Origin of the sequence: Cryobacterium sp. Hz9, from assembly GCF_004402825.1 — a bacterium.
GTDB lineage: Bacteria > Actinomycetota > Actinomycetes > Actinomycetales > Microbacteriaceae > Cryobacterium > Cryobacterium gelidum.
Genome location: NZ_SOFC01000014.1, coordinates 35,229 through 57,846, shown reverse-complemented (window position 1 = coordinate 57,846; position 22,618 = coordinate 35,229). Strand labels below are relative to the sequence as shown.

The following is a 22,618-nucleotide window of genomic DNA, read 5'->3' as shown; positions in this document are numbered from 1 at the left end:
GAAGGGTTGCGGATGAGCGATCTGATCGACACCACCGAAATGTATCTCCGCACTATCCTCGACCTCGAGGAAGAACAGATCGTGCCCCTGCGGGCGCGTATCTCCGAACGACTCGGTCACTCCGGCCCGACAGTCTCGCAGACCGTCGCGCGCATGGAACGAGACGGCCTCGTCGTCGTGTCGGGCGATCGGCACCTGGAACTGACCCCGGCCGGCCGCAGCAAAGCCGTGCACGTGATGCGCAAGCATCGCCTGGCCGAACGCCTGCTGAGCGACGTGATTGGACTCGAATGGGAGTTCGTGCACGTCGAAGCCTGCCGCTGGGAACACGTGATGAGCGAACAGGTTGAGCGCAAGATTCTGGAGATGCTCGGGCACCCGACCGAATCTCCCTACGGCAACCCGATTCCGGGCTTGGACGAACTCGGCGATTCTCCAGCGGTCGCGTTCATGGCGGGCGTGACCAACGTGCTGTCTGTGGTCACGAGCTCGACCGTGCCGGTGACCGCGGTCATTCGTCGTCTCGGGGAACCCGTGCAGTTCGACCCCGAGTTGTTGCTGCAGCTCAAGCAGAGCGGCGTGATGCCGGGTGCGACGGGGGTGTTCTCGGCCACCGGATCGTACGTTCTAGTACAGGTCGAGGGTTTTGGTGCCGGTTTGGAGCTGCCCAATGAGGTCGCAAGCCACATCTTCGTGGCCACGCCCACCGAGGACATCCCGGTCGCTCACTGACCAGAGGCCGGCAGTGCTGCTCGGTGGATAGGTTCAGTCGTCACGATCTTCCAACAGCTCCGTTACCAATCCGTTAGAAATGTGCCGTCTTAGGGTGACAAATGGGCATGGTTCTTGTAACCTCGGGGATGTCCCACAGACCAGAAACGGTCGAAGGACCCTGATCAAGACGCCTGCTTGCCCCGTCTCTTGGTTTAGGCACACACCCGCGATTAGCGAAGTGGACGGGACAACAACCTAGTGTTGTCGAGGCGCCGGAGGTTAAAGCTTTGGCTGCATTAGGACTGAGAACGGCGCGTCGCGGGCTGAAGGACGCAGGCGATTCGCTGGAATCGTCGATTCCCTCCCACCGGCCGCGCCCCGCTCCAAAGAAGCGCCGTAGCGGCATCGCCAACATCGTCGTCATGACCCTCGCCACCGGACTGGTCGCTACCATGGCCCTCCCGGCCTATGCATTCGCCCCCGGTTCGAGAGATGCATCGTTCACGGCGAGCGAGTCCACGAAGCTGTCCAAGGCGCAGGCGCAAGCCGTTGAAGTTGATGCGCAGGCGGCAACCGTGAGCGTCGCCCGCGAAGGATTCACCGCTACCACCCCCGAAGAACTGGCCGCCACTGCCGCCGCTGCCGCGGTCGCGGCTGCAGCCGTGGCCGCGGAAACCCGCCGCGTTGAGGTTGCCGCGCAGATGACTTCCTATGCCGCGAGCTACTCCGGGCCGAGCGCTGCCGACTACCTGGCGAGCCCGGCGTACCCGAATTTTGATCTCGCCTCCGTTTTCAGCGTGGCTTCGAAGTATCAGGGCACACCGTATGTCTATGGCGGTGCCACTCCGGCGGGCTTCGACTGCTCTGGTTTCATCATGTACGTGTATGCGCAATTCGGCATCAGCCTCCCGCACTCCTCGGTGGGCCAGGGAGCGGCCGGAACCAGGATTGCGATCGAGGATGCCGTACCAGGGGACCTCGTGATCATGGACGGCCACGACGGCTTCTACGCTGGCAACGGTAACATTCTGCACGCGCCGTACACCGGCCAGTCCGTGCGGATTCAGCCGATCTGGACCAGCGACTACTACATCGTACGAATCGGCATCTGAATCATCGGGGCGGTGACCACGAGGTAACAGCTTACGCATATGGCGCATACAGGTTCACCTGTTGCGCCATTTGTGGGTTAACCTAGTGCCCTGATGTAGTTGTAGGTCCTGAGGAGAGCCCATGCATGAGCGACGCACTATCCACACCATGGATGTGCGCGGTCGCGAGTGCTTTCGGCATAGTTGTCAGAGTGAGAAGAGCTGCCTGAGCAGCCAGAAGGCGTTGTCATGATGACAGCGCCTTTTTTGTGCTCTTTTGCGCCCGGTCACGCTCCTGTTCTTTACGCATCGGACGTAGTTCGAATGGCTGGAAGCCGTCCAGCCTCCTTCGAAAGGGAGCGCATGCGCACACTGGTACTCAACGCGGGCTATGAGCCCCTCGCCGTCGTCTCGTTCAAACGAGCGCTCATCCTGGTGATGAATCAGAAGGCGACGATCGTGCAGTCCGATCAGAATCACCCCGTTTATGCGGCCTCGGGCTCGTGGGATCGCCCGAGCGTCATCCTGCTCACGCGGTACGTGCGCATTCCCATGTCACGCCTCGTCCCGGTGAGCAGGCGGGGCGTGTTGCGCCGTGACGACCACCGCTGCTGCTACTGCGGCAAGTCGGCGGCCACGATCGACCACGTGCTGCCGCGCTCTCGCGGTGGCCGCGACACCTGGGACAACCTCGCCGCCTGCTGTTTGCGCTGCAACAACCTCAAGAGCGACCACACCCCGGCTGAAATGGGCTGGAAGTTGCGTTTCACCCCACGGATGCCGCAGGGTACGACCTGGATCGTACGCGGCGTCGAGCGGCCGGAACAGGAATGGGACGCCTACCTGGCGCCGGCCGCCTGACAGGTTCTGCAGCGCGAGCTTTCGCATCAGCGGCTTCGCGCAGGCTAAACTTGTCCGGCTAGCCTCTGTAGCTCAGTGGAAGAGCAATTCCGTCCTAAGGAAATGGCCGGGGGTTCGAATCCCTCCAGGGGCACCACGCTATGGGGCCCTACACCCCCGATAAACACTGGGATGTAGGGTTCTCGCCATTCTCAGGAATGGCCGTTTGCCCACATTTTGCCCACACTTCAAAAAAGTTCGATGCAATCCGAGGTCGGTGAAACGGCTCAAAACTGGCATTTCAACGCGCAACGGCGACACCACGCCAGAGGTTTTTAAGGCCGCTCCTCGAGATCACGAATCGGGCCCGACGGCGGCTGGTATAACGGCGACTCCCTGCGGGCATCGGAATGTACACCCCGTTCAACGTTCACCACGGTCGCGCACCCGCCATTCAGCACGCCCGTGGCCGCGTTCTGACAACCGCATACACCGCCCACCCAACACTTCGTCGTGCAGGAGCCGCAGTCGCTCACGTTGCCCACGGCGTCCTGGATTAACAAACCGGAGAAAGAAAGAACGAACTCAATGACCGCCTAAAACAGCTGACTCATAAAGGTTGACATCTTCCGCAAGCTCGCTGCCAGCACCCTCCGCGGAGTGTTGCCGAAAGTTTCGGCGACCACGTGGGCAGCGTCGTGCTGGGCTCGGATGACCTGCACGATGAGCCAGCCGTCCGACTTTAGGAAGAGGAGCGGAGCCGCCATCAGCATCTTCCTCCTGTTGCTCGCCGGGACACCCGGCTCACCTCACCGGTTGGCCGCTCGCGGTGCACCGATACCGGGATTGATCTGGAACGGCCCGGCGGCTGACGGCTGCACATCAAAATCGAAGATTGATGTGGGGATGTATACCGTCGAGCAGGAGTTCGGAATGTCGACCACGCCCGACAACCGGCCCTCAATGGGTGCGGCACCGAGCAGCAGGTAAACCTGTTCTGGCGAGTACCCGAACTTGGTGAGGTAGTCGATGGCGTGCAGGCAGGCCCGCTGGTAGGACAGGTGCGAGTCCAGATAGCGCTGTTCGCCGTCAAGCGTCACCGAGGTTCCGGAGAAGGCCAGCCACTGGCTGAACTGGGGTTCCACGTTGCCGGGCATGAAGATGGCGTTCTCGCTCACCCCGTAGGTCTCCATGCCGCCCTTGATGATGTCCACGCGCAGCTCGATGAAACCGCCCATCTCGATGGCCCCGCAGAATGTGATCTCACCGTCGCCTTGGGAGAAGTGCAGGTCGCCGAGCGAGAGGTTGGCGCCGTCTATGAACACCGGGTAGAAGATCCGGCTGCCCTTTGACAGGTTCTTGATGTCCTGGTTGCCCCCGTTTTCGCGTGGTGGTGCGGTGCGGGCGGCCTCTCCGGCTACCCGTGCGAATTCCGAGGGAGCGAGGGACCCCAGAACGGCGTGCTCGGCCTCCGGCGGAAGCGCAAGGGGCGGCACGCGGTGCGGGTTGGTGGCGATCAGGTCACCTTCTCGCTTGTTCCAGGTGGCCAGCAGCTTCGCTGACGGTGCCGTACCCATCAGCCCGGGATGAATGAGTCCGGTGAACGACACATTTGGGATGTGTCGTGAGGTTGCGGTTTGGCCGGTGAAATCCCAAATGGCCTTGTACGCGTCGGGAAACTGGTCGGTGAGAAAACCGCCGCCGTTGTTCCGCGCGAAGATTCCGGTATATCCCCAGCCCTGCCCTGCGAGCGGTCCGGTGTCTTCCATGGGGATGGGTCCCACATCGAGAATATCTACCACAAGCAGGTCTCCCGGTTGGGCGCCTTCCACGGCGAACGGGCCGCTGAGCTTGTGCACGGTCAGCAGGGGTGCGTTGAGAATGTCGTCGGCCGAGTCATCGTTCACGATGGCACCGTCGAACCATTCGCGGCAATCCACCCGAAACGACGTGCCGGGCTTCACTGTGGCGACCGGCGGGATTTCGGGGTGCCAGCGGTTGTGCCCTACCTTCTCTTGGTCCTCAAATTTTTTCGAAGAATCTAGCGGAAACAGCAGCTCGGGCATCTTATTCTCCTTCTTCGGGTGCGTGCGAACGTGCGATTACGGTCGGGGAAGCTTTTTATGCAGCGGGTTGAACGTGTATTTCTGCGCGGGACCAGAACGCTGCCCGGGGTCGGGAGAGTTCACGACCGCGGGCTCGTGCGCGCTGCGCTTGGTGTCGTCTATTAGTCGAAATGCAGCCGAACTGGCCGTGGAGAGCCGGGGCGCGCTCATGCGGCGCCGGGCGGTGCAGGCGCACGTCGGGCAGCTCACCAAGTCGGGTACAGAACGCATCTCAAAGACGAGGTCGAAGTCCGCGCAGTTGGGGCACCGGTACTCGTAGGTGGGCATGGTTCCCTTTCAGGTCACGATCAATGCGGTAGCAGATGCCGCAGGCGCCGCCGCGACTCTCGCCCGCCGTCCGATGACCATCGCCATCACGAGTGCGGTCCCGCCAAGGGCTGCCATGCCGAGGGCCAGGGCAGCGTTCGACTCGTAGCGGCCCAGCAGCAGAAAAAAGGCCGGAATGGTGGCCGTGAGGTGGCTGATCAGAATCGCGAACCACCCAGTCGTGCGGGCCAAGGACTCTTTTCCCAGACCGAGCAGCAGGAAAAAGAAGAACCACAACACGGCCCAGATCCACCAGATCACGCCGAAAACCGCGTCGCCGAGCGTGAACTGAATGATGCCGATCACCAGCGCGCACGCCGACACGAACAAGGAGAACCAACCGAGGCCTTCTCCGCTCACGCCGGTCACCTGCAGAATGCCGACGTAAAGATACGTGAACCCAAAGAGATAGAGACCCGCAGCCCCGAGGATGATCGCCGGATCGTTGTTCGCTTGGATCAGAATGATCGTTGGCAGCACCACCTGCATTCCACCCACAAAGAAGTTGAGAATGGCGGCCGACTTGCCAGGGATCACGCCGATCAGCATGAGCCCGTTGATAAATAGGATGACCCCCACGTACAGCAAACCAACATTGCTCATAATCGGCGGCCTCCAACTTCAGTGTCATTCACGGCAGCAAGGTCCGTGGCCCGAATGTAGCGGAACGGACAGGATGGTGTCAACGATCTTGGTGATGCATCCTGCGGCGGCTGCGCACTGAATGCAGGCGGCTAACCGTGTTCGTAGAGCGCCAAAGAAATCCTGACAGTAGGGACAAATCGGGATGACGTATCGCTCAAAGTCGCATTCGTTACCTTGGTGCGTACACGGTAAGCGATACACGCTCTTCCGCGTGGATTAGGGGTCAGAAGCAGCGCGTTGGAAATGTCTTGCGAACGATCGTTATCGAACGCTGTAGTCCACAAACCTTAGCGTCGGATATTCGACAAATTCACAAGCCACCCCTAATTGCCGCCGGCAGTACTGCGATGCTCGTCGTTGAGGCGGGGTGGCGGTCCGGTTCGCTGAACGTCGCCGGCCACGCGGCTGCGCTGGGTCGCCCGCTCCGCGCCGTCCCCGGGCCGGTCATTTTCCCGAGCAGTGACGGATGCTACCGCCTGATCAAAGAATTCAAAGCACGCATCATCACCGACGCGACTGACGCCGCCGCACTGTAGCCGCGTGGGCCGGCCAGCCTTCGGGCTGGCCGGCGAAGGGCGTCCCCTCGCGCTCCCCACCAAGACACCCCGCAACAGCCAAGCAACGACACGGAACGGCGGCGCGGCCGCCCTGCAGTTCTGCCAGGGCGGAGCCGCTGGGCGGCACTGTCTTGTGATGTCTTTTTGACCATTTACGATCCGCTCCCTGAGGGTGAGTTTCCCATGCTTGCCGAGGGCGAGACGCTTGTCGACGGCTGCCGCCGCCGCGACAACGTAACCGACGCAACGCTGATCAGGTATTGCGGCTTCTATGGGGATCCTGCCATCAACAAGGAAGACATCTTTTACTTCGTTTATGGCCTACTGCACAGCTCCACATATCGGGAGACCTATCAGGCCGACCTCATAAAGATGCTGCCGCGCATCCCGAAGGTCACCGATTTCTGGGGGGTTCAGCTCAGCTGGCCGCGCATTGGCCAAACTTCACCTCAATTACGAGACGATTGCACCTCATCCACTGGTCGAGACGCGCAAAAGCGAGGCCCCCCGCGACCGCGACTCTCAGTTCGACTTCTACCGAGTGAACAAGATGAGTTTCCTCGGCCGCAAAGACCGATCTGGCGTCTTCTACAACTCTCAGATCACCCTCACCAGCATTCCCGAGACGGCCTACGACTACCAGGTGAACGGCAAATCTGCGATCGAGTGGATTCTTGACCGTTACCAGGTGACCACCCACAAAGAGTCTCAGATCACCAATGACCCCAACGACTACAGCCGTGAGGTCGACGACCCCGGTTATATCATCGACCTGCTCGCGCGCATCGTCACCGTGAGCCTCGAGACGGTGCGCATCGTCGCAGCTCTGCCGCCCCTTGACAGCCTCGAGGAGAATCCATGATGAATCAGAGAAGCTGAAGCGGTTGCTCTGATTTCACCTTCTGAATAACAATGTGAAGTTTCGCCTCCGGCTCAGGCAGCAATCCAGGCCGGTCGAAGTCAAGCAGAGTTGCGAAGGTCGACGACACGTGGGCAGGGTTGAAGTTCACGCACCCGAAGGACGGCAAGATCTATAACAACAGCCATGGAACCTTGCCCAATATCTGAGCCGACTACGCTGTCCTGACCTCGCGGTGGCCATGAGTAATTCGGTCATTCGGCATGCCCTGCTTACACCTTGAGTTCGCTCGTCGCCGGGGGCAGGTTGCGTCCGCATCAGCGACGGGACGGTCGTCTCGTCTCGCCCCGCCCCGTGATGCACGCGCATTGGTCCGGTCGTATGGCTTCTACGGAGCACATTTTCGTATTTGTCAGGCACGGCTGAGTTCGGTGATCGTTGTTGTAGGGGGTGTGAGGGCCGGTTCTGGGCCGAAATGCGCGAGTACTGTACGTGCTCCGCGGCAGCGTGACCATGCGCTCCACCAAAACGCTGTGTTTTTGGGTCCGACCCGTTCACGCGAGGGAGTTGAGGTCGACACTTACACGTATGACGAGCATGTCCCGGGCTGCCTTGGTGAGCGGCGCTTTTGTTGAATTAGCTGATGCTTTTGTCGGTGATTATGACGTGCTCGATGCCTGTCCATGAGCACTTAGCGTCGGAAATATTCGACGAATTTTCAAGCCAACCTTATTTGATGCCGCTGCGCGCGAAACCCTGCACGAAGAAGCGCTGGAACACCAGGAATAGCACCACCATGGGCACCACGTTGATGAGGGCGAACGCCATTGTCGCACCAAAATCTGACCCGAACTGGCCCTGCAGGTAGAGCAGGCCGATCGGCAGAGTGAATAGCTCGTTCTGCTTGAGGGCAATGAGTGGCCAGGCGAAATCATTCCACGACTGCAACAGCGTCATAAAGAATAGTACGGCGATCAGCGGTTTTGAGAGCGGCAAAACTATACTTCCGAATACTCTCAGGTGGCTGGCCCCGTCGATGCGGGCTGCCTCGATCAGGTCGCGCGGGATGGACAGAAAGAACTGGCGTGCGAGGAACAGCCCGAAAGCACTCGCGGCCGTGGGCAGGATGACCGCCCAGTAGCTGCCGTAAAGCCCGAGGTTTGTTACGAGCCGAAACAGCGGCACCATAATCACCTGCACGGGGATCATCAGCGTCGTCAGGGCGATGAGGAAGACGACGTTTGAACCGCGGAACTTAAGCTGCGACAGGGCGTACCCGCCTAACAGGTTGACGAGTACCGTGAGAACTGCGACCGTGGCCGAGATTGCTAGGGAGTTACTAAACCATGTGGCGATTGGGAACCCGGCGAGGACGCGCTCGAAGTTTCCAACTGTCACGGCACGCGGCCAGAGACGCAGTGTGCCACCCAGCAGCTCGGAACGCGATGAGAACGCGACTACAAGCATCCAATACAGCGGGAACAGCACAACGATACTGATGAGGATCGCCCCGGCGACGCGCGCTACGAGCCCCCGTCGTGAGCCTCTTCGCGACCGAGGCGCACCTCGTCTTGTCGTCTTCTGCCTGCGGGTTGCTGGCGCTGGCGAGAGGATGGATGTTGTCACGATGGTGTCCTTATTCGGCCAGGTCCCGGCCGCGGCTGGTGCGCCACCGGACCGCTGTGAAGACAAAGGTTATGAGAAGTAGCACGACACCGATTGCGGCTGCGTAGCCCTGGTCGCGAGTCACGAAACCCGTGTCATAGGCGTAGGTGACGAGCACGGATGTGGCATTCTGCGGGCCGCCGCCGGTCATTACGAACACGATGTCGAAGACTTGGAAGGAGTAGATGACGTTCAGGATGAGCAGGAAGAATGACGACGGGCCGAGCAGGGGCACGGTCACATTCCGGAATCGGGCCCAAGAGCCCGCCCCATCCAGTTCGGCCGCTTCGTAAAGTTCGAGGCCGATACCTTGAAGGCCCGCCAGGTAGATGAGCATGTTGAATCCCACCCGCCACCACAACGTAACGAGAACAACGGATACGAAAGCGGCGGATCCACCGGACTGCCAGTTGACGCTCGGGAGCCCGATGAACCGGATCAGATTGTTGAGGATGCCGTTGTTCTCGTTGAAGACGAGTACACCGATCAGTGCGGTGGCTACGCCCGAAATAGCCATCGGGACGATGAGAATGGAACGGAACACGCCGCGGGCGGGAAGGATCGAGTTGAACAGCACGGCTGCGCCGAGGCCAAGACCCATCGACAGGGGCGTCACGATGATTGTGAACAGCAAGGTGTTCGCCGTGGCTCTCCAGAAAAGCGGGTCGCTGATAAGGCGCTCGTAATTGGCAACACCCACGAATTCACCGACCCCGAACCCGTTGGTCTTCTGAAAGCTGATCACCACGGCCCACACGAGCGGGACGAGTACGAATAGGCCAAGCAGCAGCATGTTCGGCGTCAGAAACAGCCACCCCGCAAGCGCCTCGCGCACGGTTTTCGTATCGCGACGCCCAAGGCGTTTCGGGAGTTGAGGTGGTGGTGCGACGCGGTCCTGCTCGGCAACGACTCGTGTCACGAACCGCCCGTGGGTTGGGCGATCCCGTCTGCGATTGATTTCAGGGTGTCTGCGGTGCTTGTCGAACCAGCGAAGGCCGATTCCAGGTTGTCTTGGAGGACAGTGATGATTCTCGACATGTCGGGGGAGGCTACCTGGCTTGAGTCCTCGGCGCGCACCGTAGAAGCCTGGCCGAGGAAGATGGGGGCGAGTTCGGGGCGTACGTCAAAATCGATGCCCGACTCGCTCAGATCCTTGCGAGTCGGCAAGAGTGAGGCGGTCTCGCAGAAGTCGCGCATTTGCATATCGCCCGTGACGAAATCAAGGAAGGCTGCGGCGAGCTCCGGGTTGGCAGTGCCCGAAGTGGCAACGAGCGCATTCCCTCCGAAGTCGCCCCCGCCGCGCTCACCGCGCGGGGCGAAGGTCGCGCCCCACTCAAAGTCCAGTGTGTTTGTGGCATCCGGAATAGCGAACGCACCAGACCACACCATCGCCGAAGTCTGCGAGTACCACGTATCGCTAGCGAAGGTGGCCGACTTGATGGTGTTATTCGGCGGCACGAAATTCTTCGTGAAGAAACTGGACGAGAACTCGAGGGCAGCCGCTCCCGCGTCCGAGTCGATCGCCGGGTCGGTGAGGTTCGTGTCCAGGAACCGACCGTCCGCCTGAAAAAGCAGGCTGAGCCAGCGGGTAACGCCATTACCCTGCCAGTTATAGGCCATAGGGAATACATCTGCGGGTTGGGCGGCACGCAGAGTCGCCGCGACCTCGGACAGCTCATCCCACGTCCAGGCACTCTCGAGCGAGGTAGGAACCGACGTAATCCCGGCCGATTCCAAGGCTGCTTTGTTGTACAGGATCGCTGAGGTATCGGTGTGGTGAGGCACCCCGAACGGCTTGTCGTTACCCTGCACAGCCGCCCAAGCCGCGTCGGTGAATCGATCGGAAAACCCGGACTCTAGGTACGGGCTCAAGTCCAGGAGCTGGTCGCGACCGGCGTAGCTGCCAAACGTGTAATACGGAACACGAAAAATGTCCGGCGGATTCCCCGCCTGCAGCTGGGCATCGATGTTAGTGAACATCTGGCCGTAGGGGACCGAGTTCAACTCGACCTTCGCTCCCGCGTTAGCCTCCTCAAACGCCGCGATGACGCGAGCGAAACTTGCAAGCTCCGCGTCTGTACCCCAAGTAGTGAATGTCAACGTTTTTGACCCTGTGGCCGAAGAAGTTGACTGCTGCGGCGCGAAACCACATCCTGATAACAACACAGGTAACGTCACAGCACCGGATCCGATCAGGAAATGGCGTCTACTGAAATTCATGCAGGAATCCTCCAACTGAGTCTGAGATGGACGAACTTTTACTATTACTGCCGCTGGAATCATTCAACAGCAAGTTCAACGATGATCATGGCCCGGCAGACGCAAGACGGCAAACTAACCGACGTATGCCGGGCCACAGCGGGCGGGCGATTTAGCGCACGTCTTCGTCCACTCTGAAGGTCGCCTTCTTCCACGGCGATTCCGACGGGGTCTACGGATCCTCGCCGACCTGCGCCCGAACAGGGAGATCATCTCCCGCAAAACGGTTGGCAGGACCATGAAACGCCTGGGTTTGGCGGGGATCTGCTCGAAGAAATGGAAGACGGCAACCATAATCGACCACGCTGATGCCTACCCAGTGGATGCGGTGAAACGGCAGTGGGACCTCGGGGCACTGAATCAGGTCCGGGTCGGCGACATTACGTATTTGAGGACGTGGGAGGGCTGGGTATATTTGGCGACCGTCATCGACGCCCACAGCCGCCGCGTCATCGGCTGGGCTATCGCTGACGACATGAGCACCGACCTCATCCAGGACGCCCTCACGATGGCCATAGTGCTCTGCGGGGACCGCCCAGCGACGGTGATTTCTCACAGCGACCGCGGCACCCAATACGCCTCAGCGCAGATCACCGAATTCGCTGCGACACACGGCATCACCCGCTCGATGGGCTCGACCGGTATTTGTTGGGACAACGCTATGGCTGAGAGCTTTTTCGCGACGCTGAAAACAGAGTTTTACTACCGCCGAATCTGGCCCACCCGGGCCCGGGCAATCCGAGACGTCGCGATGTGGATCGAGGACCGCTACAACCGTCGCCGTCGCCACTCCTCGATCGGGCATGCCACGCCCGTGGACTTCGAGCTGCAACACTCGTCACAGGCCGCAGATATCCAACTCAACGATTAACCCGTGTCCACTCTCTGGGGTCAAGGCCACCCGTCGGTAAGCTTCATGACGCGGTGATCGGCGATTGCTTGATCGTCTCTAACGATATCGAAGAGATGTCTGTTGGCGTGCTCGGTCACCAGGACCGCTCCGATGCCGGGGAAGATAACGAGAATTTGATCCGTGAAAAACGAAGTGTGTTCGTAGTGCCGGCGAAGATTCTGACCAAGTAACGGAAAAATGCGGAGTGATTGATGTTGACCCTGGTCGACATTGTGGGGACACTTGCGTTGTGCCCACCGACATAGATGATGAGGAAATCATTCGCCGGGTCGTGGAGCGACTTGACGAGAAATTCCCGGACGTTCCTAGGGCTGAGATTGAGGACGTTGCTCGAGCCGAGTTCGCTGCTTTCTCCGATCGGCCGGTGCGGGACTTCCTCACTATCCTCACGGAAAGAGCAGCGAAGAAGCGGTTAAGAACACCAGTTCACGGCTGATTTGGCCGCCATCGGCAGCTGGACTTGAGAAGCGTTTACGTGCTAGGGACCTTGCTCGGCAGATCTACCTGAGAGCATGTTTACCTTTTTCACTTCATTACCAAGCCTGACTCGAATATCTGACTGGACCACAATAAAGGCTCGGCGATATAACCCCCGCCCGATTCAGTCGATGGTGCTGTTCTCGCTGAGCCGACGCAGCTCTCGTGTCCCGACACCTGCTTTGTCGGCCATGGCGCGCTAAAGGTGGTGGCAGGCAGGGTGCCAATCGAGTGCACCGCAGGCCCCATCTCAGTGCGTTGAAAATGTATACAAAGAGTTTTAGCTTTAAACGCTTCAGTATGCGAAGGGCACAGCGTCGATATACCTATGCCGAGGAAAGAGGTCCCCACAGATGTTCCTGGCAGGGGTGCTTCGGCCGGAGGCTGCAGCGATGCCGCGCAGCGGCTGCGACCTTGAGGCCGCGGGTGTTCCCCGCAAGCGTGCCCACACTTTGCCCACACTTGAAAAAACTTTGGGTGAATCTGGACGCCTCATTGTGATCCAGAAACGTTGAATTCACGCGGTTCTTGACCCGACCGACGACGCTGACTGGTCGATTATTGGAGTTCGAATCCCTCCAGGGGCACACGCAGTCACGGCCCTACATCCCGTGCAAACACCGCGATGTAGGGTTTTGCCCGTCAAATCGGCGCCTGCTGCAAGACCTCTGCTTCCGCAGAGGTCTTGCAGGTACCCCCCATCCGGGTTACGCTGACGGCCAGTTCGCCGATTCACGTAAATACCGGCCCCGTGCCCCGCACACGATCTCGTTGTCGAGGCGTGCCTTTCCCGCAAGACGGCCCCACCCCACGCACAATGCGATAGCGCGTGGAGCCATGTCACTTTCGTTTGGAGTACAACGTGTCACGATCCGATTCATCCGTAAAAAAACGACTTCGTCCGAGTAAATCCGGGCTGGCAGCCGTCGCCGTGGTGGCGCTGCTCCTCGGCGCAACCAGCGTATTCAACGCGGCATCATCACCGACGTCCGCTGCGGCTGCAAATCAAAATGGCTCCGAGATGAAAGCTGATGCCGTCACCAGCCTGCCGGTCTCCTTCGAGGTTGAAAATGTCAATCGTTCCAAGGTGGCCTGCGCCAGTGACGGGGCAACGTACACCGTCCGCGGCCACATCGTCGGCCCCACGAAGGAGCTCCGGCGTGAAAGGGTGAAGGGCGCGACGCTCTACTTACACGGTTTGAGTTTTGGGGAGTTCTTCTGGGACTTCGCCCAGGCACAAAATTACGACTTCGCAACCAATCAGGCCAAGGCCGGCCAGGTGTCAGTTGTCATAGACCGACTCGGATACGTCAGCAGCGACAAACCCGAGGGAAACAGCGTCTGTGTGGGATCCCAAGCCGACATCGCCCACCAGATCGTGCTCGACCTGCGCGCGGGATCCTATAACGTGACGCCATCGGGGCAGGCTCCGGAGTTTTCACGAGTTGTCCTCGCCGGTCACTCCTACGGTGGTCAGATCGCCCAGGTCGCGGCGTACTCGTTCGGCGACATCGACGGATTGATCGTCATCGGCTATGCCGATCGTGTGCAGTCACAGGTCCTCAAAGACAATGCCGCGTATGCCGCAAAGGTATGCGCGAGCGGCGGTCTGCGTGTCGGCGGCGCCGGCCCAGCCGGATACGCTCCCTTCGGAGCACCGGAAGGAGCTGCGGCCGCCCTATTCAATAGCGCCGATCCAGCCGTGCAGAGTGCAGCATTGCAGTTGCTGACCATTGATCCGTGTGGAGACACAGCATCGTTCGCTCCGGCCGTGGCCGTCGACTTGGTGAATGTTCCATCGATCGAGGTTCCGGTCCTGATTATCGCCGGAGGAAGCGACGCCTTGTTCCCGGTGCCGGCTGGTCCTGATCAAGCGTCTCTTTTCACCGGCGCTGCGAGTGTCGACCAGGTTACCCTGCCCAACTTTGCGCACGCGGTCACTCTGGAGCACGCCTATGAGCCTTCGGCGCTGAGGCCGCTCAACGACTGGCTGCAAAAACGATTCCACAAATAAGTACGCAAGCGAGGGGAGCCCGCCTCACGAATAGTGGCGCGGACTTCCCTCGTCTCGTGGTCGTAGCCAGCGTCGGATGCCGAACCGACGTGTCTGCCCGGCACCAAGGACGCGATCAAGGAAACGCGATCAAGAACTTATTCACGAGCTCGCCCGGACGCATCCAGCCTCGTTGTCGGCGAGATGTTGAACGTCACCGGCGATACGGGCACCACATGACCCCCACAAATCGATCCACTGTCCATCCTAAGAAGAGAGCAAACACATGAGTCAAGAAGTGAATATCGCCGCACAACAGAAGTTCGGTGACGCCGTGAACAGCGGAAAGCTCGACCTGCTCGACGACCTCGTGGCCGAAGACGCAGTGGACAATGACCCTGCCCCCGGTCAAGGCGCAGGCCCCGCCGGATACAAAGCGTTCTTCGGCGAGATGATTGCAGCTTTTCCAGACCTGCACATCAAAGTCGAGCGTCTCGTCGCCAACGACACCGATGTCGCATTCGCCTACACCCTCACCGGCACCCACCAAGGCCCCCTGATGGGCCACGCCGCTAGCGGTAAAACGATGTCCGTCCGTGGCATGCAAATCAGCCGGTTCGAGAACGGGAAGCTTGTCGAGCGGTGGGGTAGCAGCGACCAACAGGGCATGCTCGAACAACTCGGCCTCGCACCCTAACCGGCGACAACCGGCGTCACCAATAAAAAGGACTAGGGCGAAAATGCCCGTTTGACCAATACTGACGTTGCGAGGCGGGCGTGACCGCACATCGGGCACGCCGGCAGTGCTGGGTTCAGGACGTGGTTGGAGGTGCTGTGACTGGAGGGTCTGAGCATCAAAAAACGACGTCCTGGCCCCGTGCACGTCGTGTGACCGATGCGCATCATCCTCAACCACGAACGGGAAGTTAGCCCGAGAGGGCAGCCCGGTTGCTCGGCATACTCCGCTCGAAGCCCTGACGACCTTCATTCGTCAGATAAACGGTGAACGACAGCTACTTCCAGATGCGGCTGAGGCGCGCGACTCGGGCAAGCAGTTCACCCGCGCGTTACCCGCGAGATCTAGACTGGTATTTTCGCGGCATTGCGGTACTGCCACGACCTGAACGAGGAGTCGTGTGACCGAGCGAATGCAGATCCCAGTGGGCGATAGCATGCACGCCCAGGATGTGCTCTCAGCGGGTCACCTGGCCACGCCGACCCGCACTCTCGCCGATATTTTAGTCCACACCGCGGTGCAGCATCCGGATGCTCTGGCCCTGGAAGACGCGGAAGGCACGATCAGCTATCGCGGCCTGCTGCGGCGCGTGCAGACTCAGGCGAGCGCTCTGAGCCTGGCCGGAGTGCGTCGCGGCGACACCGTGGGTATTCGCATTCCCTCGGGCACCCGCGACCTGTATGTGTCGATTCTGGCCACGGTATTCGCGGGGGCCGCCTACGTCCCGGTCGACGCCGACGATCCAGAAGAACGGGCCCGGCTGGTCTTCGCCGAGGCACACGTGGTCGGCGTCATCGGCGAGGACAGTGTGTTCGCACCGCGTGAGGCCCTCGACCTGCAGGCGCTCCAGGGGCGACCCGTGCCGCCGTACGACGACCCGGCACTGGTCTTTCCGAGCGGCAACATCCCGACGCCCGACGACGACGCCTGGGTCATTTTCACCTCCGGATCGACCGGCGTGCCCAAGGGCGTTGCGGTCACCCACCGCTCGGCGGCCGCCTTCGTCGACGCCGAGGCCGGATTGTTTCTGCGCGCCGAACCGATTGCTCCGGGCGACCGGGTACTCGCCGGCCTCTCGGTGGCATTCGACGCGAGCTGCGAGGAGATGTGGCTGGCCTGGCGCAACGGCGCCTGTCTGGTGCCGGCCCCGCGCTCCCTCGTGCGCAGCGGTGCCGACCTCGGTCCGTGGCTGATCGCCCAGGGCATCACCGTCGTCTCAACCGTGCCGACCCTCGCCGCCCTGTGGCCGGAAGAATCGCTCGAAAGCGTGCGCCTGCTGATCTTTGGCGGCGAGGCCTGCCCGCCCGAGCTGGTCGCCCGCATCGCCACTCGCGGCCGCGAGGTCTGGAACACGTATGGGCCGACCGAAGCCACCGTCGTCGCGTGCGGCGCCCTCGTCGACGGCGTCGGCGAGATGCGCATCGGCCTGCCGCTCGACGGCTGGGACCTGGCCGTTGTCGACGCCCAGGGCCAACGGGTGGGCGAGGGCGACACCGGCGAGCTCATCATCGGCGGCGTCGGCCTGGCCCGCTACCTCGACGCTGCCAAGGACGCCGAGAAGTATGCGCCGCACCCGCAGCTCGGCTGGCACCGTGCCTACCGCAGCGGCGACCTCGTACGGTTCGACCGGGCCGGGCTGGTCTTCGCCGGCCGCGCCGACGACCAGGTCAAACTCGGCGGTCGACGCATCGAGCTCGGTGAAGTGGATGCTGCCCTAGGCGCTCTCGTCGGAGTGGCCGGCGGCGCAGCCGTGGTGCAGACCACCCCGGCCGGCAACCATGTTCTGGTCGGATACGTCGCCCCCACCGACGTGAGCGCGCCCTTTGACCGAAAGGCCGCCATTGCCCGGCTGCGTGAGGAACTCCCCGCAGCACTCGTTCCCTTGCTCGCCATCGTCGACGCGCTGCCGACCCGCACCTCGGGCAAGGTCGACCGGGCAGCGCTGCCCTGGCCGCTCCCCGCTTCGCTGCTGGCCGACGAGACAGAGGTGCTGTCGCCGACGGCGGCGTGGCTGGCTGACGCGTGGGCATCCATTTTGGGAATGCCCGTGACCGGGCCCGATGATGATTTCTTCGCTCAGGGCGGTGGCTCGCTCTCGGCCGCCCAATTCGTGTCGGCCGTGCGCGCCCGCTACCCGGAAACCACCGTGGCCGATCTTTACGATCACCCGCGCATCGGGTCGCTCGCCGATGAGCTCGATGCACGCACCCCCGCCACGCCGGCCGTGGCGCGGCAGGTGCTTCCGACACCGGCCCGCAGCCAGCTCGCCCAGACCCTGCTCGGCATTCCCCTGCACGTGCTGAGCGGTATCCGCTGGCTGGTCTACCTCGCCATCGCCAACAACCTGCTCAGCCTGGCCGGCGCGACCTTCGCCCCGACCCTGTCGTGGTGGTGGGTGGCGCTCGGATTTGTGCTGTTCGTGACCCCGCCCGGCAAGATGCTCATCGCCGTCGTCGCCGCCCGGCTGCTGCTGCACGACGTGATGCCGGGCAACTATCCGCGGGGCGGGTCGGTGCACCTGCGGTTGTGGCTGGCCGAGCAGATCGCGCTGCTCGTCGACGCTGCGAGCCTCGCCGGCGCTCCCTGGATCAGTTACTACGCTCGGGCTCTCGGCGCGGAGATCGGCCCCGACGTCGACCTGCACTCGCTGCCGCCGGTGACCGGCCTGCTCGCCGTCGGAGCCCGGGCCGCGATCGAACCGGAGGTCGACCTGGCCGGCCACTGGATCGACGGCGACATTTTGCGCATCGGCTACCTCCATGTCGGTGCCGACGCTCGCATCGGATCCCGCAGCACCCTGCTCGGCGGCGCCCACGTGAGCCACGGCGCGGAGATCGAACCCGGCGCCGCCGTCTCGTCGCGTGTGCCGGCGGGGGAGCGGTGGGCCGGTTCCCCGGCTCGACGGGTCGGCTCGTCCCGCCGCCCCTGGCCGGCCGAACGCCCGCCGCGCGCCATCCGCTGGCTCGGCGCCTTCGCGGCCGGCTCGGTCGCGATGACCGCTATTCCCACGATCGCCATCGTTCTCGGCGCGACCATCGTCGGCGGCGTCGTCGGCGACTCGGACAACCTCGGCGCGGCCGTGCTTCGTGCCGCCCTGATCATGCCGGTCGCTGTCCTGGCCGGCGGCCTCGCCTACGCGCTGCTCGTGATCGGATTCGTACGCGCGCTCGGCGTCGGCCTGCGCGAGGGCTACTACCCGGTGCGCAGCCGGATCGGCTGGCAGGTGTGGATGACCGAACGCATCCTCGACGGCGCCCGTACCGTGCTGTTCCCGCTCTACGCGAGCCTGCTCACGCCGACCTGGCTGCGATTGCTCGGTGCCAAGGTGGGCGCCGAGGTCGAGGCGTCGACCGTGCTCCTGCTGCCCTCGCTCACGACCATCGCGCCCGCCGCGTTTCTCGCCGACGACACGATGGTCGCCTGCTACGAACTCGGCGGCGGTTGGATGCACATCGGCCCGGCCAAGGTAGGCCGCCGGGCCTTTCTCGGCAACAGCGGCATGGCCGGTCCCGGTCGCACCGTGCCGCGCAACGGGCTCGTCGCCGTGCTCTCCTCGACCCCGCGCAAGGCCAAGCGAGGGTCGAGCTGGCTCGGCAACCCGCCGGCCCGACTGCGCCGGAGACCAACGGATGCCGACGAGTCCCGCACATTCCACCCGCCCGTTCGCCTGAAAGTAGCCCGATCCCTGTGGGAACTGCTGCGCATCCTGGCCGGCTTCACCAGCGCCTGGATTGCCCTGCTCGTGCTCGCGCTGCTCGACCTGCTCTGGCTGCACCTCGGCCTTGGCGCGGCGATCGGCCTGTCGGGCGTGGTCATGCTCGCCGCTGGAGCGGTGGCCGCCGCGGTCACGACGGTGGTCAAATGGACACTGGTCGGGCGCATCGACGCGTCGGAGCATCCGCTGTGGTCGTCGTTTATCTGGCGCAACGAGGTCTCGGACAGTTTCGTGGAGATGGTCGCCCGCCCCTGGTTCGCCGAGAAAGCTTCGGGCACACCGGCGCTCGCCGTGTGGCTGCGCACCCTCGGTGCCTCCGTCGGGCGCGGTGTCTGGTGCGAGACCTACTGGCTGCCCGAAGCGGATCTGGTGCGGCTCGGCGCCGGCAGCACCGTCAGCCGTGGCAGCGTCGTGCAGACCCACCTGTTTCACGATCGCATCATGCAGCTCGGCGCGGTCGTGCTGGCCGAAGGCGCGACGCTCGGGCCGAACAGCGTCATCCTGCCGGCGGCGTCCATCGACGCCGGAGCAAGCGTTGGCCCCGGCTCGCTGGTCATGCGCGGCGAACGGGTGCCGGCCGGTTCGCTCTGGTCGGGTAACCCGATCACGCCGTGGCACCAGCCGCCGTGGACGCGTTGAGCGTGGATGGTTAGGCGATGGCCCAGACTGTGCAGACGACTTACGGCTCGGCCAGCGCCGGTGACCCCTACACTCCCACCGGCGGTAACGGCGGCTACACCGCCGAGCACTACGACTTGACCCTGGACTACCGCGTAATCACTAACCGGTTGAACGCGACGGCGATCATCACCGCGCGGGCCCTCATTCGGCTCGACCGGTTCAGCCTCGACTTCGCCGGGCTGAGTGTGGAGAAGGTCACGGTGAACGGCGCGCGGCCGACGAAAGTCACCCACAGCGCCCGCAAGCTGGTGATCAGCCTCGCTACGACCATTGAAGCGGGGGCCGTGTTCGAGGTAGTGGTGCGCTATCGCGGGGCGCCGCATCCGGTGCACAGCGCCTGGGGCGATGTCGGCTGGGAGGAGCTCGACGACGGCGTGCTCGTCTCCGGGCAGCCGTGCGGGGCCGCGACCTGGTTTCCGTGCAACGACCACCCGGGTGACAAGGCCAGTTATCGCATCACGATCGCCTGCGAATCCAGCTACACCGTGGTGTCGAACGGGGTGTTATCGGCCCGGTCGAGCCGCTCCGGTCGCACCAAATGGACCTTCGACGTGCGCGAGCCGATGGCGACCTACCTCGCCACGGTGCTGATCGGCCGCTACCGCCGCCGCGACCTGGCCGCCGCCCCGGTTGCCCACAGCCTGTATTTTCCGGCCCGTCTGGCGACCCGTGTCGGTACCGACTTCGCCCGACTCACCGAGATGATCGCGTTCTTCGCCGACCGGTTTGGACCCTACCCGTTCGCCTCGTTTTCGGTGGTCGTGACCGACGACGAACTGGAGATTCCACTCGAGGCGCACGGCCTGGCCGTGTTCGGCAGCAACCACGTCGACGGCGAGCACGGCAGCGACCGGCTGATCGCTCACGAACTGGCGCACCAGTGGTATGGCAACAGCCTCACCGTGGCCCGCTGGCAGGACATCTGGCTGCAGGAGGGCTTCGCCTGCTACGCCGAATGGCTCTGGGAGGAGCAGCGCGGCGGTCGCACTGCCGACGCGCTCGCCACGCTGCACCGCGGCAGGGTCGCGGCGCTGCCCCGCGACATCGTCGTCGGCGACCCCGGCGCGCATGACATGTTCGACGACCGTGTCTACAAACGCGGAGCGCTCGCCCTGCACGCCATTCGCAAATCTCTCGGCGACGAGGCCTTCTTCGCCGCCTTGCGCGCCTACACCGCGGCCCGGCGGTTCGGGCAGGTCTCCACCGACGACTTCGCGGAATTCTTCTCCGAACACACCGGCAGCCGGGCGATCGGCGGGTTCGTCGACCGGTGGGTGCTGGAACGCGCGCTGCCGAGCCTCTAGCCGCGTGTCCTATCGCACCGCGACGTGCGGGGCGTGTGCGCTGAGAACAGCGAGCGTGCCGACCAGCCCGGCGCCCGCGCTGAAATTCGCCAGGTGCACCCGGGTCAAATCGAGGGTGGCGGTCGGCCAGTGCAGCAGAACGGATGCTCCACCGCTGCTCCACCCCACCGTCACCTCCCGAGGATTCACCGTCAGCCCCTCGCCCGACAGTTTGAGCAGCGCCTCCTTCGTCGTCCAGAGCTGCGCGCGCGCCCGGTCGCGTTCGGCGAACGGCACCGCCGCAAGCGCGGTGCGCTCGAGAATGTTGAAAGCGACATCATCGAACCCGGCGCGGCCGACCGCGCTGACGCTCTCGATGTCGACACCGATCGGCCCGGCCAGTGACACGGCCACGACCGCGATATCGCCGGCTCGGCTCAGGCTCACGTGCACCCCGCGCGGCGCCAGGACGCGCGGCCGGCCATGCGCTCCGCCGCAGAGCTCGCAGCGCTGCTCGATGGTGACGGGGCCCCGCTTCGGGCAGATCCGGGCCACGGCGGCGGTGAGCCGTGCGCGGTCGGCCTGGGGGAGCGTCGCGCGCGGAGCGAGGAACAGGGAGACATCCGTGTGCGGCACCCCTCCACGTTACCGGGAGGTGTCGGTGAGTGACACACTAGAAGATCGAACAAGGAGAGCCGATGGCGCTGGTTGATAACGCGGTCTACGTGGATGGGCACCGAGTCTCCACCCCGCACTCCCTCGATGAGACCTTCGAAGTCATGAAGGAGAACGAAGGTTTCGCTTGGATCGGGCTGTATCGGCCAAGCGAGAAGGAGGTGCGGGCCGTCGCCACCGAATTCAGCCTGCACCATTTGGCCGTGGATGATGCGCTCGCCGGTCACCAGCGGTCGAAAATCGAGCGGTACGGGGACATCCTGTTCGTGGTGTTGCGCCCGGCCCGATATATGGACGACGAGGAACGCGTCGAATTCGGCGAGCTGCACGTGTTCGTCGGTCCGGATTTCGTCGTGACCATCCGCCACGCTGAATCGCCTGACCTCGCGCAGGTGCGGGAGCGCATGGAGCAGACACCACATTTGCTCGCCCTCGGTCCGGAAGCCGTGCTCTACGCCATTCTTGACCAGGTCGTCGACGAATACGGGCCGGTTGTCGCCGGCCTCGAAAACGACATCGACGAGATTGAAGACCAGCTGTTCGATGGCGACCCGGAGGTTTCCCGCCGCATCTATGCCCTGTCGCGCGAGGTGATCGAGTTTCAGCGGGCAACCCAACCACTCGTGACCATGTTCGAGGCCATGCAGCGTGGCTTCGATAAATACAACGTCGATTTGGAACTCCACCGGCACCTGCGTGACGTGCTCGACCACACCCTGCGAGTCGTGGAGCGTGGCGACGCGTTCCGGCAGCTGCTGCAGAACGCGCTCACCGTGCACAGCACCCTGGTCGGCCAACGCCAGAACGACGAGATGCGGCACCTGTCGGAGACCAGCCTGGCCCAGAGCGAAGAGGTCAAGAAGATCTCCAGCTGGGCGGCGATCCTGTTCGCGCCGACGCTGGTCGGCACGGTCTACGGCATGAACTTCGACCACATGCCCGAGCTCCACTGGGCCCTGGGCTATCCCTTCGCCCTCAGCCTGATGCTCGCGATGGGTGTCAGCTTGTACGCCGTGTTCAAACGTCGCGACTGGCTGTGAGCCTGCAGATTGAAGCAGAAACCCGCGAAACCCCGGCCGCCTC

General features: G+C 62.9%; 20 protein-coding genes, 1 tRNA gene and 1 pseudogene. 14 read left to right on the top strand and 8 right to left on the bottom strand.

The window, feature by feature from the left end; all coding sequences use genetic code 11:
- Window positions 1-12: 12 nt before the first annotated feature.
- From E3N85_RS07070 to E3N85_RS07055, 4 genes are all read left to right on the top strand, one after another.
- Window positions 13-732, top strand: coding sequence for a metal-dependent transcriptional regulator (locus tag E3N85_RS07070; RefSeq protein ID WP_134461327.1), 720 nt, complete (start codon window positions 13-15; stop codon window positions 730-732).
- 269 nt (window positions 733-1,001) lie between these two features.
- Entirely contained in the window at window positions 1,002-1,826 is an 825-nt protein-coding gene (locus tag E3N85_RS07065; RefSeq protein WP_134461324.1) for a C40 family peptidase, read from the top strand.
- Between the two features lie 342 nt (window positions 1,827-2,168).
- Entirely contained in the window at window positions 2,169-2,666 is a 498-nt protein-coding gene (locus E3N85_RS07060; RefSeq protein ID WP_134461321.1) for an HNH endonuclease, read from the top strand.
- Between the two features lie 61 nt (window positions 2,667-2,727).
- Window positions 2,728-2,802, top strand: a tRNA-Arg gene (locus E3N85_RS07055).
- A 439-nt stretch (window positions 2,803-3,241) separates the two neighbouring features.
- On the opposite strand, the gene E3N85_RS16285 is transcribed toward E3N85_RS07055, so the two are convergent.
- From E3N85_RS16285 to E3N85_RS07040, 4 genes are read right to left on the bottom strand one after another with little or no spacing between them, the layout of a single operon-like run.
- Window positions 3,242-3,412, bottom strand: coding sequence for a SecY-interacting protein Syd (locus E3N85_RS16285; protein ID WP_166783891.1), 171 nt, complete (start codon window positions 3,410-3,412; stop codon window positions 3,242-3,244).
- 42 nt (window positions 3,413-3,454) lie between these two features.
- Window positions 3,455-4,711 (bottom strand): formamidase, encoded by a 1,257-nt coding sequence (fmdA, locus tag E3N85_RS07050; RefSeq protein WP_134461318.1) that lies wholly within the window; start codon window positions 4,709-4,711, stop codon window positions 3,455-3,457.
- A gap of 36 nt (window positions 4,712-4,747) precedes the next feature.
- Window positions 4,748-5,038 (bottom strand): FmdB family zinc ribbon protein, encoded by a 291-nt coding sequence (locus E3N85_RS07045; protein ID WP_134461315.1) that lies wholly within the window; start codon window positions 5,036-5,038, stop codon window positions 4,748-4,750.
- A 9-nt stretch (window positions 5,039-5,047) separates the two neighbouring features.
- Window positions 5,048-5,680 (bottom strand): AmiS/UreI family transporter, encoded by a 633-nt coding sequence (locus E3N85_RS07040; protein ID WP_134461312.1) that lies wholly within the window; start codon window positions 5,678-5,680, stop codon window positions 5,048-5,050.
- Window positions 5,681-5,970: 290 nt separating this feature from the next.
- Here E3N85_RS07040 and E3N85_RS07035 point away from each other — a divergent pair, with 290 nt between their 5' ends.
- The 3 genes and pseudogenes from E3N85_RS07035 (at window position 5,971) to E3N85_RS16960 (ending at window position 7,141) form a co-directional block, all read left to right on the top strand.
- On the top strand, window positions 5,971-6,258 hold the full coding sequence (locus E3N85_RS07035; protein ID WP_370289133.1) for a DNA-processing protein DprA: 288 nt from the start codon (window positions 5,971-5,973) through the stop codon (window positions 6,256-6,258).
- Window positions 6,259-6,462: 204 nt separating this feature from the next.
- Window positions 6,463-6,627, top strand: a pseudogene (locus E3N85_RS16965) (type ISP restriction/modification enzyme); the annotation flags it as partial.
- Window positions 6,628-6,712: 85 nt separating this feature from the next.
- Window positions 6,713-7,141, top strand: coding sequence for a type ISP restriction/modification enzyme (locus E3N85_RS16960; protein ID WP_134461306.1), 429 nt, complete (start codon window positions 6,713-6,715; stop codon window positions 7,139-7,141).
- A 726-nt stretch (window positions 7,142-7,867) separates the two neighbouring features.
- Here the strand turns inward: E3N85_RS16960 and E3N85_RS07025 are convergent.
- From E3N85_RS07025 to E3N85_RS07015, 3 genes are read right to left on the bottom strand one after another with little or no spacing between them, the layout of a single operon-like run.
- Complete coding sequence (locus E3N85_RS07025; RefSeq protein ID WP_241978360.1) at window positions 7,868-8,764, bottom strand: carbohydrate ABC transporter permease; 897 nt, start codon at window positions 8,762-8,764, stop codon at window positions 7,868-7,870.
- A gap of 10 nt (window positions 8,765-8,774) precedes the next feature.
- On the bottom strand, window positions 8,775-9,722 hold the full coding sequence (locus E3N85_RS07020) for a carbohydrate ABC transporter permease (RefSeq protein WP_241978359.1): 948 nt from the start codon (window positions 9,720-9,722) through the stop codon (window positions 8,775-8,777).
- Window positions 9,719-10,903, bottom strand: a complete 1,185-nt coding sequence (locus tag E3N85_RS07015) for a sugar ABC transporter substrate-binding protein (RefSeq protein WP_241978358.1) — start codon at window positions 10,901-10,903, stop codon at window positions 9,719-9,721. The genes E3N85_RS07020 and E3N85_RS07015 overlap by 4 nt, the downstream gene beginning before the upstream one ends.
- Window positions 10,904-11,240: 337 nt before the next feature.
- On the opposite strand from E3N85_RS07015, the gene E3N85_RS07010 reads away from it, so the two are divergent.
- From E3N85_RS07010 to E3N85_RS06985, 6 genes are all read left to right on the top strand, one after another.
- Window positions 11,241-11,933, top strand: a complete 693-nt coding sequence (locus tag E3N85_RS07010; protein WP_134461303.1) for an IS3 family transposase — start codon at window positions 11,241-11,243, stop codon at window positions 11,931-11,933.
- Window positions 11,934-12,204: 271 nt separating this feature from the next.
- The gene (locus E3N85_RS07005) at window positions 12,205-12,411 is read left to right on the top strand and encodes a three-helix bundle dimerization domain-containing protein (RefSeq protein ID WP_134461300.1); all 207 of its coding nucleotides are present in this window, start codon (window positions 12,205-12,207) and stop codon (window positions 12,409-12,411) included.
- 903 nt (window positions 12,412-13,314) lie between these two features.
- Entirely contained in the window at window positions 13,315-14,466 is a 1,152-nt protein-coding gene (locus tag E3N85_RS07000; RefSeq protein ID WP_134461297.1) for an alpha/beta fold hydrolase, read from the top strand.
- A 265-nt stretch (window positions 14,467-14,731) separates the two neighbouring features.
- Window positions 14,732-15,142, top strand: a complete 411-nt coding sequence (locus E3N85_RS06995; RefSeq protein ID WP_134461294.1) for an ester cyclase — start codon at window positions 14,732-14,734, stop codon at window positions 15,140-15,142.
- 475 nt (window positions 15,143-15,617) lie between these two features.
- Window positions 15,618-19,535, top strand: coding sequence for a Pls/PosA family non-ribosomal peptide synthetase (locus E3N85_RS06990; RefSeq protein ID WP_241978357.1), 3,918 nt, complete (start codon window positions 15,618-15,620; stop codon window positions 19,533-19,535).
- 17 nt (window positions 19,536-19,552) lie between these two features.
- Window positions 19,553-20,881: a M1 family metallopeptidase gene (locus tag E3N85_RS06985; RefSeq protein WP_134461291.1), complete on the top strand. Its 1,329-nt coding sequence runs from the start codon at window positions 19,553-19,555 to the stop codon at window positions 20,879-20,881.
- 9 nt (window positions 20,882-20,890) lie between these two features.
- Here E3N85_RS06985 and E3N85_RS06980 read toward each other — a convergent pair whose 3' ends face one another.
- Window positions 20,891-21,496, bottom strand: coding sequence for a 4'-phosphopantetheinyl transferase superfamily protein (locus E3N85_RS06980; RefSeq protein WP_134461288.1), 606 nt, complete (start codon window positions 21,494-21,496; stop codon window positions 20,891-20,893).
- 62 nt (window positions 21,497-21,558) lie between these two features.
- On the opposite strand from E3N85_RS06980, the gene E3N85_RS06975 reads away from it, so the two are divergent.
- A complete protein-coding gene (locus E3N85_RS06975; RefSeq protein WP_134461285.1) occupies window positions 21,559-22,575 on the top strand; it encodes a magnesium and cobalt transport protein CorA in 1,017 nt (338 codons plus the stop codon).
- Window positions 22,576-22,618 lie beyond the last annotated feature (43 nt).